This window comes from Bacillus sp. FSL L8-0358 (assembly GCF_038593095.1).
GTDB lineage: Bacteria > Bacillota > Bacilli > Bacillales > Bacillaceae > Bacillus > Bacillus subtilis.
This window is the reverse complement of the sequence record NZ_CP151962.1, coordinates 655,219-669,649: the sequence shown is the minus strand read 5'-3', so window position 1 is coordinate 669,649 and position 14,431 is coordinate 655,219. Positions and strand designations below refer to the sequence as shown.

Below are 14,431 nucleotides of genomic sequence, written 5' to 3'. Positions count from 1 at the left end.
CTTTCCCCTTTTTAGAAGTTATTATTTTTGAGTAATAGGACGTGTAATAGTCGTGTTTGGACCCGCATCGTGATATTGAATGAAATCTAAAATACTTTCTGCACCAGAGATAAACTTTAATAACCTCTCCAGTCCAATTCCAAATCCAGCTGTTTGTACTTGTGATTTATCTTTCCATTGAGCATATTCTGGATGATAAGAATTGCCTAGAGTTTTTGATTGGTTAATAATCTCCTCTCCACTAGTTGGACGGATACCCCCAGTGGTTAGTTCACCATAGCCAAAAGGTAACATTAGATCGTAAGTTTGAAAAACACCTTTCGGACTTTCGTGATAAATTGAATCTCTGACTCCTGCTGGATAGTTATAAATCCAAAAAGGTGTGTCGAATTGATTAGAGAGAAGTGCGTCTTCTTCAGAAGTAAGATCCCCTTTTGAGTCTTTAGATCGTCCTACTCTTTCTAAGGCTTCTTCAAATGTTATTTTAGGATATGAACCTTTCACCAAGCTCTCTACATTGCGTTGCGCTAAAGGTGTTACCGTCAAATTATCTTTATTATTAATTAGAGATAAGATCTTTTTACCTGCTTCATGAAGAATCTTCTCCCCTAATTCAAAAACTTCTTCCATTTTCTCAGTTCTCCACTCAATTTCAAATTGAAAGAAGGAATAAATATGTTTTGCAGATAGCTCTTCCCCTTCCATCAATAGTCGAAGGCATGGGGCAAGGCAATAAACCTTAGGTAAATATTCTGTTGCCATCTGTTTTTCTACAACATGGCTAACACTCATGTAATAATACTGTTCACCCGCCACCTCAACTTTTGAGTTAGATGGGGCAAGATCCCCATTTTCTCTAATGTTGGGTAAAGTTTTATCCCCCAGTACGATAACTGAATGCTTGGCACCTGGCTCATATCTTCTTGAAAAGGGAGCTGGAACAATTTCGTCAAACTTAAATAAGTCCATTGAATTTCTCAAGGACTTTAAAAGAGCTGAAGTCCATGCATAAGTTTCCTCATAAGCGAGTTTCCTAGTCTCTAAATTTTTAATTTCAACCTTCATTTGTTACACCTTCCTATTCTAGATATTGGTAAACAATCATGAATAATCACGCAATTTAGTTACAAATATACATTAAATTATATACTTGTAATTAAATGTATTTACAGATAATAGATTATCCTAACAAAATGTTTCTGTCAATTGAAAATATCTGAAATTATCGAATTATCTGTGTAAAACTATAACTCCTATAAACGTGCCTCTACTGACAAATGCATTATCAGCAGCCGTAGCAAGGAGCCCCGGATTGTCCCTTTTTCAATTCGTCATATCTCTATTCACGATTTCCTATTATTAGAATACAAAACAAGACCGCGATGATATAATACTTTTCCTTAAATCACTTTATTTTCCATTCCTAAATAGCCTTCCGATCCGAATGATGCCAATACTTTTGGCAATCTAACATAATATCCAAGACAATATCCACCAAAAAACTATTTTTATACAGGTTTATCTGCCGAAAGCACGGCACCCAACAATTTAAAATAAAATCTTATGTTTCTTACACGAATTTTCGACAAACTGTATATTTATGATAGAGTTTCAATTATCATAATATTCAGTAATGATTGCATTTTAAAAGGAGGTAACTTATGAACCAGTCTCAATCAGGATTAAAAAAGGAATTAAAGACCCGCCATATGACAATGATTTCGATTGCCGGTGTAATCGGAGCCGGCCTATTTGTAGGCAGCGGTTCAGTGATTCACTCGACCGGTCCGGGTGCCGTTGTTTCTTACGCGTTAGCCGGATTATTGGTGATTTTTATTATGAGAATGCTCGGTGAGATGTCTGCCGTAAACCCGACGAGCGGATCGTTTTCTCAATACGCTCACGACGCCATCGGACCGTGGGCAGGATTTACAATCGGCTGGCTGTACTGGTTTTTCTGGGTGATCGTCATCGCGATCGAAGCCATTGCCGGTGCTGGCATTATTCAATACTGGTTCCATGATATTCCGCTGTGGCTGACAAGTTTGATCTTGACCATTGTGCTCACCCTGACAAACGTCTACTCCGTTAAGTCTTTCGGTGAGTTTGAATATTGGTTCTCCCTCATTAAAGTTGTGACTATCATTGCTTTTCTAATCGTTGGTTTTGCCTTTATTTTTGGCTTTGCACCGGGCAGTGAGCCAGTCGGTTTTTCGAATCTTACAGGCAAAGGCGGATTTTTCCCGGAGGGCATCAGCTCCGTATTGCTCGGCATTGTCGTTGTCATCTTCTCTTTTATGGGAACTGAAATCGTTGCCATTGCAGCAGGGGAAACATCCAACCCGATCGAATCTGTGACAAAAGCCACCAGATCCGTTGTATGGCGCATCATCGTCTTTTACGTGGGCTCAATCGCCATTGTCGTGGCGCTGTTGCCATGGAATTCAGCAAATATTTTAGAAAGCCCTTTCGTCGCTGTACTTGAGCATATAGGAGTGCCCGCAGCCGCACAGATTATGAACTTTATCGTCCTCACAGCCGTACTCTCTTGCCTGAATTCAGGTTTGTATACCACATCCAGAATGCTGTATTCACTTGCAGAAAGAAACGAAGCGCCGCGCCGTTTTATGAAATTGAGCAAAAAAGGCGTTCCCGTACAAGCCATTGTGGCCGGGACATTTTTCTCTTATATCGCGGTCGTAATGAACTATTTTTCACCGGATACCGTCTTTTTATTCTTAGTCAACTCATCAGGCGCAATCGCTTTACTCGTCTATCTAGTCATCGCAGTTTCCCAGCTGAAAATGCGGAAAAAACTCGAAAAAACAAACCCAGAAGCATTGAAGATCAAAATGTGGCTCTTCCCTTTCCTAACCTACTTGACCATCATCGCCATTTGCGGAATTTTAGTGTCCATGGCGTTTATTGATTCCATGAGAGACGAGCTGCTGCTTACAGGCGTCATCACGGGAATCGTTCTGATTTCTTACCTTGTGTTCAGAAAACGCAAGGTGAGCGAGAAAGCGGCTGCCAACCCAGTCACACAGCAGCAGCCCGATATCCTGCCTTAATGCTGATCAAATCCTAAACGGCCTGCCGTTTAGGATTTTGTTATTTTCTTCTTCGGGCGGGCTGCAGCACGAAGATTTTTTGTAACCATCACGTCCTTATTGTCATTAACTATAGTACCAATTTGGAAAATTTAGATAAGGACAGATGAAAATGACACTTGAAAAATTTGTGGATGCTCTCCCAATCCCAGATACACTAAAGCCAGTACAGCAATCAAAAGAAAAAACATACTACGAAGTCACCATGGAGGAATGCACTCATCAGCTCCATCGCGATCTCCCTCCAACCCGCCTGTGGGGCTACAACGGCTTATTTCCGGGGCCGACCATTGAGGTTAAAAGAAATGAAAACGTATATGTAAAATGGATGAACAATCTTCCTTCCACGCATTTCCTTCCGATTGATCACACCATTCATCACAGTGACAGCCAGCATGAAGAGCCCGAGGTAAAGACTGTTGTTCATTTACACGGCGGCGTCACGCCAGATGATAGTGACGGGTATCCGGAGGCTTGGTTTTCCAAAGACTTTGAACAAACAGGACCTTATTTCAAAAGAGAGGTTTATCATTATCCAAACCAGCAGCGCGGGGCTATATTGTGGTATCACGATCACGCCATGGCGCTCACCAGGCTAAATGTCTATGCCGGACTTGTCGGTGCTTATATCATTCATGATCCAAAGGAAAAACGCTTAAAACTGCCTTCAGACGAATACGATGTGCCGCTTCTTATCACAGACCGCACGATCAATGAGGATGGTTCTTTGTTTTATCCGAGCGCACCGGAAAACCCTTCTCCGTCACTGCCTAATCCTTCAATCGTTCCGGCTTTTTGCGGAGAAACCATACTCGTCAACGGGAAGGTATGGCCATACTTGGAGGTCGAGCCGAGGAAATACCGATTCCGTGTCATCAACGCCTCCAATACAAGAACCTATAACCTGTCACTCGATAATGGCGGAGAGTTTATTCAGGTTGGTTCAGATGGAGGGCTCCTGCCGCGATCTGTTAAACTGAATTCTTTCAGCCTTGCGCCTGCTGAACGTTATGATATCATCATTGACTTCACAGCATATGAAGGAGAATCGATCATTTTGGCAAACAGCGCGGGCTGCGGCGGTGACGTCAATCCTGATACAGATGCGAATATCATGCAATTCAGAGTCACAAAACCATTGGCACAAAAAGACGAAAGCAGAAAGCCGAAGTATCTCGCCTCATACCCTTCGGTACAGCATGAAAGAATACAAAACATCAGAACGTTAAAACTGGCAGGCACCCAGGACGAATACGGCAGACCCGTCCTTCTGCTTAATAACAAACGCTGGCACGATCCCGTCACAGAAGCACCAAAAGTCGGCACAACTGAAATATGGTCCATTATCAACCCAACACGCGGAACACATCCGATTCACCTGCATCTAGTCTCCTTCCGTGTATTAGACCGGCGGCCGTTTGATATCGCCCGTTATCAAGAAAGCGGGGAATTGTCCTATACCGGTCCGGCTGTCCCGCCGCCGCCAAGTGAAAAGGGCTGGAAAGACACCATTCAAGCGCATGCAGGTGAAGTCCTAAGAATCGCGGCGACATTCGGTCCGTACAGCGGACGATACGTATGGCATTGCCATATTCTAGAGCATGAAGACTATGACATGATGAGACCGATGGATATAACAGATCCCCATAAATAATCCGACAAACTTGCCTCTAGCAGGCAAGTTTTTTCTTTATGAAACCTTCGGCCCTATTTATCGTATTACGTAAAAACAGCAAAAAGGAGCTGCTTTTTATGCTGACACACGACCTACATGAAAAAATAAAGCAATACATTTCCATTTATGCTGAATTAAAATCAAAATTAAAATGGAAAGTTTCACAAGACCAGATATTAATGCTCATTTCTTCTGCATATATTGTGAATAAAAGAGAGTTTGATTTTCAGCGCTTTTATGATTTGAGCAGCTATATCAAATCAAACATCGGCAGCTTCTCAACACTCAATTCACACCACCGCTTTACTGTTGCATCTATTCTGGACATTCATTTTCAGCATGAGGCAAAACAAACATTTCATACTTTTATCGATGTATACAATGAAATGGTGAAGCTAGGATATAAGCGGGATATGTTCACATACCTTTCCGCTCTGATCTTGCTCACCGGAAAATCTGAAACGACAAACCAAAAAGAACAGATGAACATAGGGCTAGCTGTTTATCAGCAGATGAAAAAAAATCATTATTTCCTCACTTCAACTCAGAATGTTCCGCTTGCCGTACTGCTTGGAGAAAACGGAGAAGGTTTGCAGGCGCTACAGAAGGCGGAAACATGCTATCAGCTGCTGGCAGCCAACGGCTTTAAAAAAGGACAGTACTTACATCAGGTCAGTCATATTCTGGCCTTGCAAAGTGAAAAAGAGCCCGAAATGCTTGTTTCCGCTTGCAAACAGATATATCAATCGATCACTGAATCTGTCAAAAAACCAAAGGATTATCATTATCCAGACCTTGCTCTCCTCACCTTTCTGGAGGAGCCAGATATCAAAACCGTTTTGTGCATCACTGACGAATTAAACCAGGAAAAAGCTTTTAAATGGCAAAAGGAAATGAATTTTAAAATTGCTGTCAGCCTCTATCTCAGTGAGCATATGGAGAAAAATCTGCTGATGGAATCAGGACTATACACCGCTATCGAAACAGCCATTCAAGCGCAGCAGGCAGCCGCGACAGCTGCCATCATCAGCTCAACAGTAGCCAGCCATACTCATGATGGAAACTAAAGGAGGAGAAACATGCCATACATCACATTAGAAGATCAGACACGCCTTTACTATGAAACACACGGGAACGGGACGCCGATCCTGTTTATACATGGGGTGCTGATGAGCGGACAATTTTTCCACAAACAATTTTCGGCGCTTTCTGCCAATTATCAATGTATTCGTCTTGATCTTAGAGGACACGGCGAATCTGACAAAGTGCTTCATGGGCACACCATTTCCCAATATGCCCGTGACATAAGGGAATTTCTAAATGCAATGGAGCTTGACCATGTCGTTCTTGCCGGCTGGTCAATGGGCGCTTTTGTCGTATGGGATTATCTCAATCAGTTTGGGAATGATAATAACATTCAAGCCGCTGTGATCATCGATCAATCCGCTTCCGACTATCAATGGGAGGGCTGGGAACACGGTCCATTTGATTTTGACGGCTTAAAAACAGCGATGCACGCCATTCAAACTGACCCGCTGCCTTTCTACGGAAGCTTCATCCAGAATATGTTCGCAGAACCGCCTGCCGAGACCGAAACAGAATGGATGCTGGCAGAAATCCTCAAACAGCCGGCTGCCATTTCTAGCACGATTTTATTTAACCAAACGGCCGCTGATTACCGGGGCACCCTCCAAAACATCAATGTGCCGACATTGTTGTGCTTCGGGGAAGACAAGAAATTTTTCTCTACAGCAGCTGGAGAACACTTGCGCAGCAATATTCCAAACGCGACACTCGTTACCTTTTCTAAAAGCAGCCATTGCCCGTTTTTAGAAGAGCCAGATGCTTTTAACAGCACACTCCTCTCCTTTTTAGATGGGGTTATTGGAAAGTCATAAAGAAAAAGGAATTAGGAGATTAGGGAAAAGTATGAGACAATAAGAAATGTGCAGTAAAATACATGAGGGAAGAAGTGACTTTATGTCTTACTATAACAAACGAAATCAAGAACCGCTGCCAAAAGAAGATGTGAGTACTTGGGAATGCACAAAAGAAGACTGTAATGGCTGGACCCGAAAAAACTTCGCCAGCAGTGATACGCCATTGTGCCCTTTGTGCGGAAGTAAAATGGTCGACGGCATCCGTTCATTAGTGAATCTCCAAAACAACAGCCAAACGAAAACAAGCTAGTTCTTCCCTATAACAAATGCAGTCTCCTTCAAGCAAACAAACCCCGAACGGAGACAAAATTCTATATTTCAGAATAAAAGCCTCTCATTGCAAGAGGCCAAATACGAAGAAAGAAGCCCAAAACTGTAAACGTTTAGGGCTTTTTGTCTGTTTAATGGTATAATATGGATAAAAGAGGAGTGATAACGTGATCTCAAACCAGCAGCAAAAAGACTTGAAAAAAAGAGCTGCGTTCAAAAAGCTGAATGTTGCAATGAACTCGTATGTTGAACTTCTGTTTTTGTCGGTACCTCTGATTCATATCTTTAAATGGCTCGGATCATTAGCCCTGCACCTCATCCATTAAAAAAGCCACTCAGCTTATGCCGAGTGGTTTTTATTAGTTAATCACCGAAAAGCTGTTGATGATGCCGTTCGGATTTTCCCATACTTTTTTGAAGGTCTTATCTTCAAGGCTATAGGAATAAATCGTCCGCACCTTAGCTTCACGCCCTGTTTCGTCCTTCAGCTTTTTAGCCCCCTTGGCTTCGGCAAGAAAATAAATGTTCTTCCCATCCTTAGAGAACTGAGGCTGTGCGTCAATTAACAGCTTAAATGATTTTTGATTTGAGATGATGCTTTCATATTTTTTCGTATCCGCATTGAGCATTTGAATAGAAGCGGTTTGCTCCGTTCCTTTCTGCGTATATGATGTGAATAAAATACGTTTATCATCATCAGAAACAGCAATATCGCTGATAAATTGGTTCAGGCTTTTCAGCTCATTAAATTTATTTTGGCGGCCTTCCGCAAAATGAATCGTTGTCGGTTCAGGGTCGATGCCCTTTTCGTTTGCTTCATCTGTTTTCTTGTAGTCTTCTTCTACAGAATAATGAAGCAATGCAAATGAATCGTTTTTTTGGTTATAAAAGAAGCTGCTGACGGTGTCATCTTGATCATTAGCGGCAGGATAAAGATTTTTGTACTTTTTCGTTTTTAGATCAAAAGCGGCGATCCGAAAATTGCTTTCGTCCGCTTTTCCTAAGCGGAAATAGATGGTTGAACGGTCCTTTGATAAAAACAAACTGTCCGCACTCTCCGCGCCTTTATAAAGCATCGTCTTTTTATTAGACTTTAGATCCAGTTTAAAAAGCCTCATTTCATTCTGTTCATTATTGCCCGTATAATAGAGCACCTGCTGTTTTTGATCCAAGGCAAATGCCGGATAGCTGGTCAGCTTCTCCTCATGGATCACCTTGTCATTTTCATAATACTTTGTCAGCAGTTTCGTATCTGTAATTGAAACCAGCAGCTCATCACCGCTTTCGGTATTGACTGAAACATCAGCAGCCTTTTCATGGCCTTTATCCTTTGTAACATAAAACGCAACCCCCGCGGCAGCTGCCGCTATCATCACTGCTAACAATAATATGATTATTTTTTTCATCTTTTATCTCCACCAATAGAAAAAGCAAGAATGTGACTTCTTGCTTTCCAGATTATATATGTACATTAATAGCTGTAATGCCCCGCTACTTTACCTTTGCTTAATGGATATCCAAGCGCTTTAAACGCTTTAGGGCTAACATCCAGCACTGCATTAGGCATTCTGCCAACATCATTTTTATAAACCGTAATCACCTTTTTAGGCTTCGCTTTTGCATAAGCTCTGATTTTTGTCCCGTTTCTAGGAACATCAAATCCGATTTTGGTCGCACAATCCCAATGTCCAAGTTTCTTACCTGAAGAGCCTTTTTTCCCGACTCCATTATACCAAGTAATATTTCCGTTCACATGTTTCGCACTGGCATCTGATGAAAAACTAAAAGCTCCCAAAGTACTTCCTACTAAGATAAAAGCGGCTAAAATGACTTTCTTCAACATTTCGTCCCCCTGTTTGTTAACATCTAGGAAGATTATACACGATCAACCAGCTATTTTTTATTTCAATATCCTTACAGTAATGTTACAAAGTCAAAAAAGTTACCTCTGCTAAATTAAACCATGGAAGATTATCCTATTATAATAGCGGTATTAGCGTTATAATTATTGATAGAGTAGTTGTCGCATTCAATATGAACGAACCATTACCGTATTGTTCAAACCAAATTCATAGCTATGTAAACGATTGATACTCTCATATAAAGAAAAAAGAGTGTGCGAGACCCTTTTTTCTTCAAAGTTTCTTTTTTCAAAAAAACGTAGATTATATTATATAAAAATTTCATTTCTTTTTTGGTTTTAAAAATGGCGATTTTGTGAACAGTTCATATTGACCGGTGCGGAATTACTCACATCAAAAGTTATAGGAGTGGTAATCCATGAAGGCAGCAAGATGGCATAACCAAAAGGATATCCGTATTGAACATATCGAAGAGCCAAAAACGGAGCCGGGAAAAGTAAAGATCAAAGTCAAATGGTGCGGCATCTGCGGAAGTGATTTACACGAATATCTAGGCGGCCCGATCTTTATTCCGGTTGACAAACCGCACCCATTAACAAATGAAACGGCACCTGTCACAATGGGGCATGAATTCTCCGGTGAAGTTGTCGAAGTCGGAGAAGGCGTTGAAAATTATAAAGTTGGAGACCGCGTCGTAGTCGAGCCGATTTTTGCTACACACGGCCACCAAGGCGCCTACAACCTTGATGAACAAATGGGATTCCTCGGCTTAGCCGGCGGAGGCGGCGGTTTCTCTGAATACGTCTCTGTAGATGAAGAGCTTTTGTTCAAACTTCCTGATGAATTATCATATGAACAAGGCGCGCTCGTTGAACCTTCTGCAGTTGCTCTATACGCTGTCCGCTCAAGCAAACTCAAAGCAGGCGACAAAGCGGCTGTATTCGGCTGCGGCCCGATCGGACTTCTTGTCATTGAAGCGCTGAAGGCTGCCGGTGCAACTGATATTTACGCTGTTGAGCTTTCTCCTGAACGCCAGCAAAAAGCTGAGGAGCTTGGCGCGATCATCGTTGATCCGTCTAAAACAGACGATGTAGTCGCTGAGATTGCAGAACGTACAGGAGGCGGTGTTGACGTAGCATTCGAAGTCACTGGTGTCCCAGTAGTGTTACGACAAGCCATCCAGTCCACTACAATTGCCGGCGAAACCGTCATTGTCAGCATTTGGGAAAAAGGTGCTGAAATCCATCCGAACGATATCGTGATCAAAGAACGTTCAGTAAAAGGGATTATCGGATACCGCGACATCTTCCCGGCTGTACTGTCATTAATGAAAGAAGGCTATTTCTCAGCCGACAAACTCGTAACGAAAAAAATCGTGTTAGATGATTTGATCGAGGAAGGCTTCGGGGCTCTTATTAAAGAGAAAAACCAGGTCAAAATCCTTGTCAGACCTAACTAATTTGAAACCAAAAAGAATCCGCACTCGGGTGCGGATTCTTTTTTTAATTATCCAATCACTTCAGCCCCAGAATCCTTCTTTGCCCCGCCGTGATCATAAGCGCGGAAGTTTTCCTCCAGCTGCTCAAGCGAAAGTCCTTTCGTTTCCGGTAAAAACTTCTTCACAAACAGGACAGAGCAAATTCCTAATCCAACGAAGATAAAGAACGTTGTGGACAGCCCAATGGCTGCCAGCAATATCGGAAACGTGAAACTGACTGCAAAATTCACCATCCACAGACAGAATACCGTAACACCCATTCCCAGTCCGCGAAGGCGAAGCGGGAAAATTTCAGATAGCATCAGCCAAGTCACTGGTGAAATGGCGCCCTGCTGAAAAGCAAGAAATGTGACCGTTAATGAAAGGACTACATATGGAAGTGCCGGTGATCCTTCAAGTACAAGTGAGAATATCCCGATTAGCAATAATGCTGTTGTCGTACCGATCAAGCCTGTCATCAGCATCGGCCGGCGCCCCACTCTTCCCAGCAGCCAGATTCCGACGAATGTTGCCAATACCGAAATCACGCCATTCGCAATATTTCCGATTAAAGCGGCTTCCGTTTGGAAACCGGAATTTCTTAGAATTTCAGTCCCATAATACATAATCGAATTCACACCTGTAATTTGCTGTACAATCGCAATCCCTAATCCAATAAACACAATACGGCGCACCCATGGGACCGAAAGATCTTTAAACGTCGCTTTTTCAAGCTGATCTTCTTTTTTGAAAGCGAATTCAATTTCTTGCAGCTCAGCTGCTGCCCGTTTTTCATCCCTGATTTTTTTCAATACACGTAAAGCATCTTCTTTTCTTCCTTTAGAAACAAGCCAGCGGGGACTCTCGGGCATTCTGATCATGCCGAAAAACAGGAACAAGGCTGGAAGTGACGCAATGACCAGCATAAATCTCCACACATGGGAGTTGTCTCCCATTGTTGTTCCAAGGATCGCATTAAAAACAAAGGCCAAAAGCTGTCCTGATACAATCATCAATTCGTTCTGCGTCACCATCCGTCCCCTGCTTTCCACAGGAGACATCTCTGCTAAATAGGCAGGCACCGTTACGGATGCACCCCCTACCGCAATACCAAGCACAAAACGAGAAATAATCATGACCGTAACATTTGGTGCAAACGTACACCCGATCGTTGAAATAAAAAATATAACAGCGAGGAACAAAATATTTTTGCGGCGGCCGTTAAAATCAGACATCCTGCCGCCAAACACAGCACCTAGCGCGGCTCCAAAAAGAAGTGAACTGGTGACAAGGCCCTCTGTGAAGGCATTGAGATTAAGCTGATCCGGCTCTCCCATATACGGCAAAGCTCCATTGAGCACACCGGTATCATAGCCAAAAAGAAGCCCGCCGAAAGTCGAGACTAAAATAATTGTACGTAAAAATGACATTTGATTGCCTTGTTTATTCATACTGTTTCCCCCAGTCTTTTTCAAAATGCGTATGTCAAAAACTTATTCCAGGGCTGCTGCCTTCCTCACATTTCGTAAGCAGGCTTCAGAAAATAGTTGTTCATGTTTTTATCCAATAACCTCATAACCTTCCCTTCTTCTCAGCATGTCAGTCACAATGGAAGCGATTTCATTTCTCACTAAAAGAACAATGGTCATTTCTTTGTGCATAACCTTGTTCATTTGGCATTTAATAGTCACTTGATAGTTCAATTGTAGTAATATTATAGTGATATTTTTGTTACATCTGATATTATCATAATTATAAAAACGCTTTCAGTCAATATAAATTTCTGAAAATTTTTACTCTATAAAAGGAAAATCACCAATTCAAGGGGAAAATGAACGTTTTTCTTCATGAAAATGTGTGAATCAAGTCAAAAATCCTGTGATTTTCTGTTCATATCGATAAATGAGTAAGTGTTGGGTAACTTCTCCTGTTTTTCTCTGTAAAATCAAACATTCGTTCAATTGTTTCAGACTCAGGATAAAAGGAAATAGAGAAGAAAATAAAAGAAGGCTGACTTAAGGGAGGCAACCAAAATGAATGAGGGTTATATCATTGCAGGCCTTTTATTATTGACAGCGGGGATGATTGATTTTTTATGGACCACGTTATGGTTAGAGAGCGGTGCAGGTCCGATCACAAGATGCCTGTCTGCCTGGCTGTGGAAGGGCTGCCGCAAAATCAGCGGTGACCACGCAAAGGTTCTAAGTATGGCTGGTCCTCTGCTGTTATGCCTGACGTTAGTGATATGGATCAGTCTATTTTGGAGCGGGTGGGTTTTGATTTACTCGAGTGCCCCTCACTCACTTATGGAAACTCAATCAAAAGAACTGGCTTCCTGGTCAGACCGAATTTATTTTTCCGGCTATGTCATGTTTACATTAGGAAATGGCGACCTCGCTCCGAACGGAGGCCTATGGAAGCTTGTCACGATTATTGAAACAGCTCAAGGACTGCTTACCATCACGTTTTCTGTCACGTATTTGATTTCCGTCTTGAGTGCTGTTAATCAAAAACGCTCCTTTGCCCAAAGTGTATTAAGTCTAGGGCATGACGGAACAGAAATCGTCCATAATGCATGGAATGGCAAAGATTTTCACGACATTGATTTTCTTCTTGTCGCTGCCTCATCAGAACTGGGAAAGCTGACCGCTCAGCATAACGCCTTCCCCATCCTTCATTTTTACCACAGCACGCAGCATCAGGAATCATCCATTATAGCTGTTGCTGTATTGGATGAGGCTCTAACCATTTTCAAATACGGAATTCCTGAACAATATCAGCCGAATCAGCTTCATATTAAAGAAGCGCGCTCAAGTATCAAAAACTACCTGGATACCGTTCATACTGCCTATATCCACCCTGCAGAACAAGCGCCGCCGGAACCAGACATCTCAAAGCTTCAACAATCAGGCATACCGGCTTTATCAAAGCAAACATTTCAAATTGCCGTCAATTCAATAAAGGAACGTCGTCAATTGCTGCTGGGAATTATCCAAGCGGGTGCTCGAAAATGGCCTGTTCAGGAGCAAGCAATAGGTAACGCTTATTCTCCTAAATAAAAAAGTCCGGAGTGTCTGATCACTCCGGACTTTTCACTGTATGATTCTTATACAAGCTTCTGGCCGCAATTCGGGCAAAAATTAGCTTCGCCCGTTTTTGTTCCGCAGTTTGGACAGAAATTCGGTTTGCTTCCGCTGCCAGTTGACTGTGGGCCTGATGACTGTGCCTGATGATTCTGATTCGATTGGTTCATCATCTGATTGGCCATATTCATTCCCATCATCATTCCAGCCATATCCGAAGCCGCTCCGCCTCCGCTCATCTTTCCGGATGCCATTCCATCCGTCATTGATATTTGCTGGTATCTGTTCACATCCCCAACCATACCGTAGGAAGCGTTCTTTGTAATCATATCTTGAACCTCTTGAGGATAATTAAAGCTCATGATTTGAAAACGAGTGACCGTCATCCCGTCGCTTATTAATTGCATATCTAAGTCCTCTTGAATTCCCTTGGCAATATCAAAAGCGTTTGCTTGAAGATTAAACATATCTTTCCCTTCTCTTGTGATCCACTTCATGAGAAGCTGATCCAGAATAGAAATGATACGGGTTTTAATATCCTGTACAAAATATTGATCTTTCACGCCAGCGATTTTATCAATCAGGCTGATATAGTCCTGCACCTTGAAATTAAATGTGCCGTTTGCGCGAATGGGCATCCCGCCTGGCATTCCCGCTGCCGGAATATTTATCGCCTGTTTTGTTCCCCATCTTACGGTAAATTCCTTCGTATTGACAAACAGCACCTCAGCTCGCATGCCGCTGTTAAACCCAAACTTAAAGCCCTTTAACGTTGAAAGGAATGGAATAATTTCTGATTCAATATCATAATCGCCATCATCTTGAAAGACTCCTTCAACCCGCCCATTGTTCAAAAAGACAGCATCCTGTCCGGGACGAATGATTAAACGGCTCCCTTTTTTGATTTCACGATTGTTCCATTTATAAAAAATCATATCATCTCTAAATTCTTCCCACTCTACTACATTCGCTAATTGATTTCTGAAAAACGACATTACGCCTCTCCCTTTCTCT

At 42.2% G+C, this 14,431-nt stretch carries 13 protein-coding genes; 8 read left to right on the top strand and 5 right to left on the bottom strand.

Going from position 1 to position 14,431, the window contains the following annotated elements:
* Positions 1–21: 21 nt before the first annotated feature.
* Positions 22–1,065: an amino acid--tRNA ligase-related protein gene (locus NYE49_RS03475; RefSeq protein ID WP_047182194.1), complete on the bottom strand. Its 1,044-nt coding sequence runs from the start codon at positions 1,063–1,065 to the stop codon at positions 22–24.
* Positions 1,066–1,661: 596 nt separating this feature from the next.
* Between NYE49_RS03475 and gabP the strand changes: the two genes are divergently transcribed.
* From gabP to NYE49_RS03445, 6 genes are all read left to right on the top strand, one after another.
* Positions 1,662–3,071, top strand: a complete 1,410-nt coding sequence (gene gabP / locus NYE49_RS03470; protein ID WP_003233998.1) for a GABA permease — start codon at positions 1,662–1,664, stop codon at positions 3,069–3,071.
* A gap of 151 nt (positions 3,072–3,222) precedes the next feature.
* A complete protein-coding gene (cotA, locus tag NYE49_RS03465) occupies positions 3,223–4,764 on the top strand; it encodes an outer spore coat copper-dependent laccase CotA (RefSeq protein ID WP_047183539.1) in 1,542 nt (513 codons plus the stop codon).
* 98 nt (positions 4,765–4,862) lie between these two features.
* Complete coding sequence (locus tag NYE49_RS03460; RefSeq protein ID WP_047183538.1) at positions 4,863–5,852, top strand: DUF4003 domain-containing protein; 990 nt, start codon at positions 4,863–4,865, stop codon at positions 5,850–5,852.
* Positions 5,853–5,864: 12 nt separating this feature from the next.
* Positions 5,865–6,683, top strand: coding sequence for an alpha/beta hydrolase (locus NYE49_RS03455; protein WP_047182193.1), 819 nt, complete (start codon positions 5,865–5,867; stop codon positions 6,681–6,683).
* A gap of 82 nt (positions 6,684–6,765) precedes the next feature.
* A complete protein-coding gene (locus NYE49_RS03450) occupies positions 6,766–6,975 on the top strand; it encodes a cold-shock protein (RefSeq protein WP_003234008.1) in 210 nt (69 codons plus the stop codon).
* 187 nt (positions 6,976–7,162) lie between these two features.
* On the top strand, positions 7,163–7,321 hold the full coding sequence (locus NYE49_RS03445) for a hypothetical protein (protein ID WP_003243985.1): 159 nt from the start codon (positions 7,163–7,165) through the stop codon (positions 7,319–7,321).
* A gap of 33 nt (positions 7,322–7,354) precedes the next feature.
* Here NYE49_RS03445 and NYE49_RS03440 read toward each other — a convergent pair whose 3' ends face one another.
* Positions 7,355–8,401: a PD40 domain-containing protein gene (locus tag NYE49_RS03440; protein ID WP_047182192.1), complete on the bottom strand. Its 1,047-nt coding sequence runs from the start codon at positions 8,399–8,401 to the stop codon at positions 7,355–7,357.
* Positions 8,402–8,466: 65 nt separating this feature from the next.
* On the bottom strand, positions 8,467–8,838 hold the full coding sequence (gene walM / locus NYE49_RS03435) for a cell wall metabolism protein WalM (protein WP_003234013.1): 372 nt from the start codon (positions 8,836–8,838) through the stop codon (positions 8,467–8,469).
* Positions 8,839–9,275: 437 nt separating this feature from the next.
* Between walM and bdhA the strand changes: the two genes are divergently transcribed.
* Positions 9,276–10,316, top strand: a complete 1,041-nt coding sequence (gene bdhA / locus NYE49_RS03430) for a (R,R)-butanediol dehydrogenase (RefSeq protein ID WP_029946299.1) — start codon at positions 9,276–9,278, stop codon at positions 10,314–10,316.
* A gap of 47 nt (positions 10,317–10,363) precedes the next feature.
* Here the strand turns inward: bdhA and iolT are convergent, their stop codons facing one another.
* Positions 10,364–11,785 carry a myo-inositol transporter IolT gene (gene iolT / locus NYE49_RS03425; RefSeq protein WP_019712787.1) on the bottom strand — a complete coding sequence of 474 codons (1,422 nt, stop codon included), beginning with the start codon at positions 11,783–11,785 and terminating at the stop codon, positions 10,364–10,366.
* 582 nt (positions 11,786–12,367) lie between these two features.
* On the opposite strand from iolT, the gene NYE49_RS03420 reads away from it, so the two are divergent.
* Positions 12,368–13,393 carry a potassium channel family protein gene (locus NYE49_RS03420; RefSeq protein ID WP_047182191.1) on the top strand — a complete coding sequence of 342 codons (1,026 nt, stop codon included), beginning with the start codon at positions 12,368–12,370 and terminating at the stop codon, positions 13,391–13,393.
* 47 nt (positions 13,394–13,440) lie between these two features.
* On the opposite strand, the gene NYE49_RS03415 is transcribed toward NYE49_RS03420, so the two are convergent.
* On the bottom strand, positions 13,441–14,412 hold the full coding sequence (locus NYE49_RS03415; protein ID WP_047182190.1) for an SPFH domain-containing protein: 972 nt from the start codon (positions 14,410–14,412) through the stop codon (positions 13,441–13,443).
* Positions 14,413–14,431 lie beyond the last annotated feature (19 nt).

Coding starts and splice junctions, on each gene's coding strand:
- NYE49_RS03475 (WP_047182194.1), bottom strand. CDS start 1,065: ATGAAGGTTGAAATTAAAAATTTAGAGACTAGGAAACTCGCTTATGAG.
- gabP (WP_003233998.1), top strand. CDS start 1,662: ATGAACCAGTCTCAATCAGGATTAAAAAAGGAATTAAAGACCCGCCAT.
- cotA (WP_047183539.1), top strand. CDS start 3,223: ATGACACTTGAAAAATTTGTGGATGCTCTCCCAATCCCAGATACACTA.
- NYE49_RS03460 (WP_047183538.1), top strand. CDS start 4,863: ATGCTGACACACGACCTACATGAAAAAATAAAGCAATACATTTCCATT.
- NYE49_RS03455 (WP_047182193.1), top strand. CDS start 5,865: ATGCCATACATCACATTAGAAGATCAGACACGCCTTTACTATGAAACA.
- NYE49_RS03450 (WP_003234008.1), top strand. CDS start 6,766: ATGTCTTACTATAACAAACGAAATCAAGAACCGCTGCCAAAAGAAGAT.
- NYE49_RS03440 (WP_047182192.1), bottom strand. CDS start 8,401: ATGAAAAAAATAATCATATTATTGTTAGCAGTGATGATAGCGGCAGCT.
- walM (WP_003234013.1), bottom strand. CDS start 8,838: ATGTTGAAGAAAGTCATTTTAGCCGCTTTTATCTTAGTAGGAAGTACT.
- bdhA (WP_029946299.1), top strand. CDS start 9,276: ATGAAGGCAGCAAGATGGCATAACCAAAAGGATATCCGTATTGAACAT.
- iolT (WP_019712787.1), bottom strand. CDS start 11,785: ATGAATAAACAAGGCAATCAAATGTCATTTTTACGTACAATTATTTTA.
- NYE49_RS03420 (WP_047182191.1), top strand. CDS start 12,368: ATGAATGAGGGTTATATCATTGCAGGCCTTTTATTATTGACAGCGGGG.
- NYE49_RS03415 (WP_047182190.1), bottom strand. CDS start 14,412: ATGTCGTTTTTCAGAAATCAATTAGCGAATGTAGTAGAGTGGGAAGAA.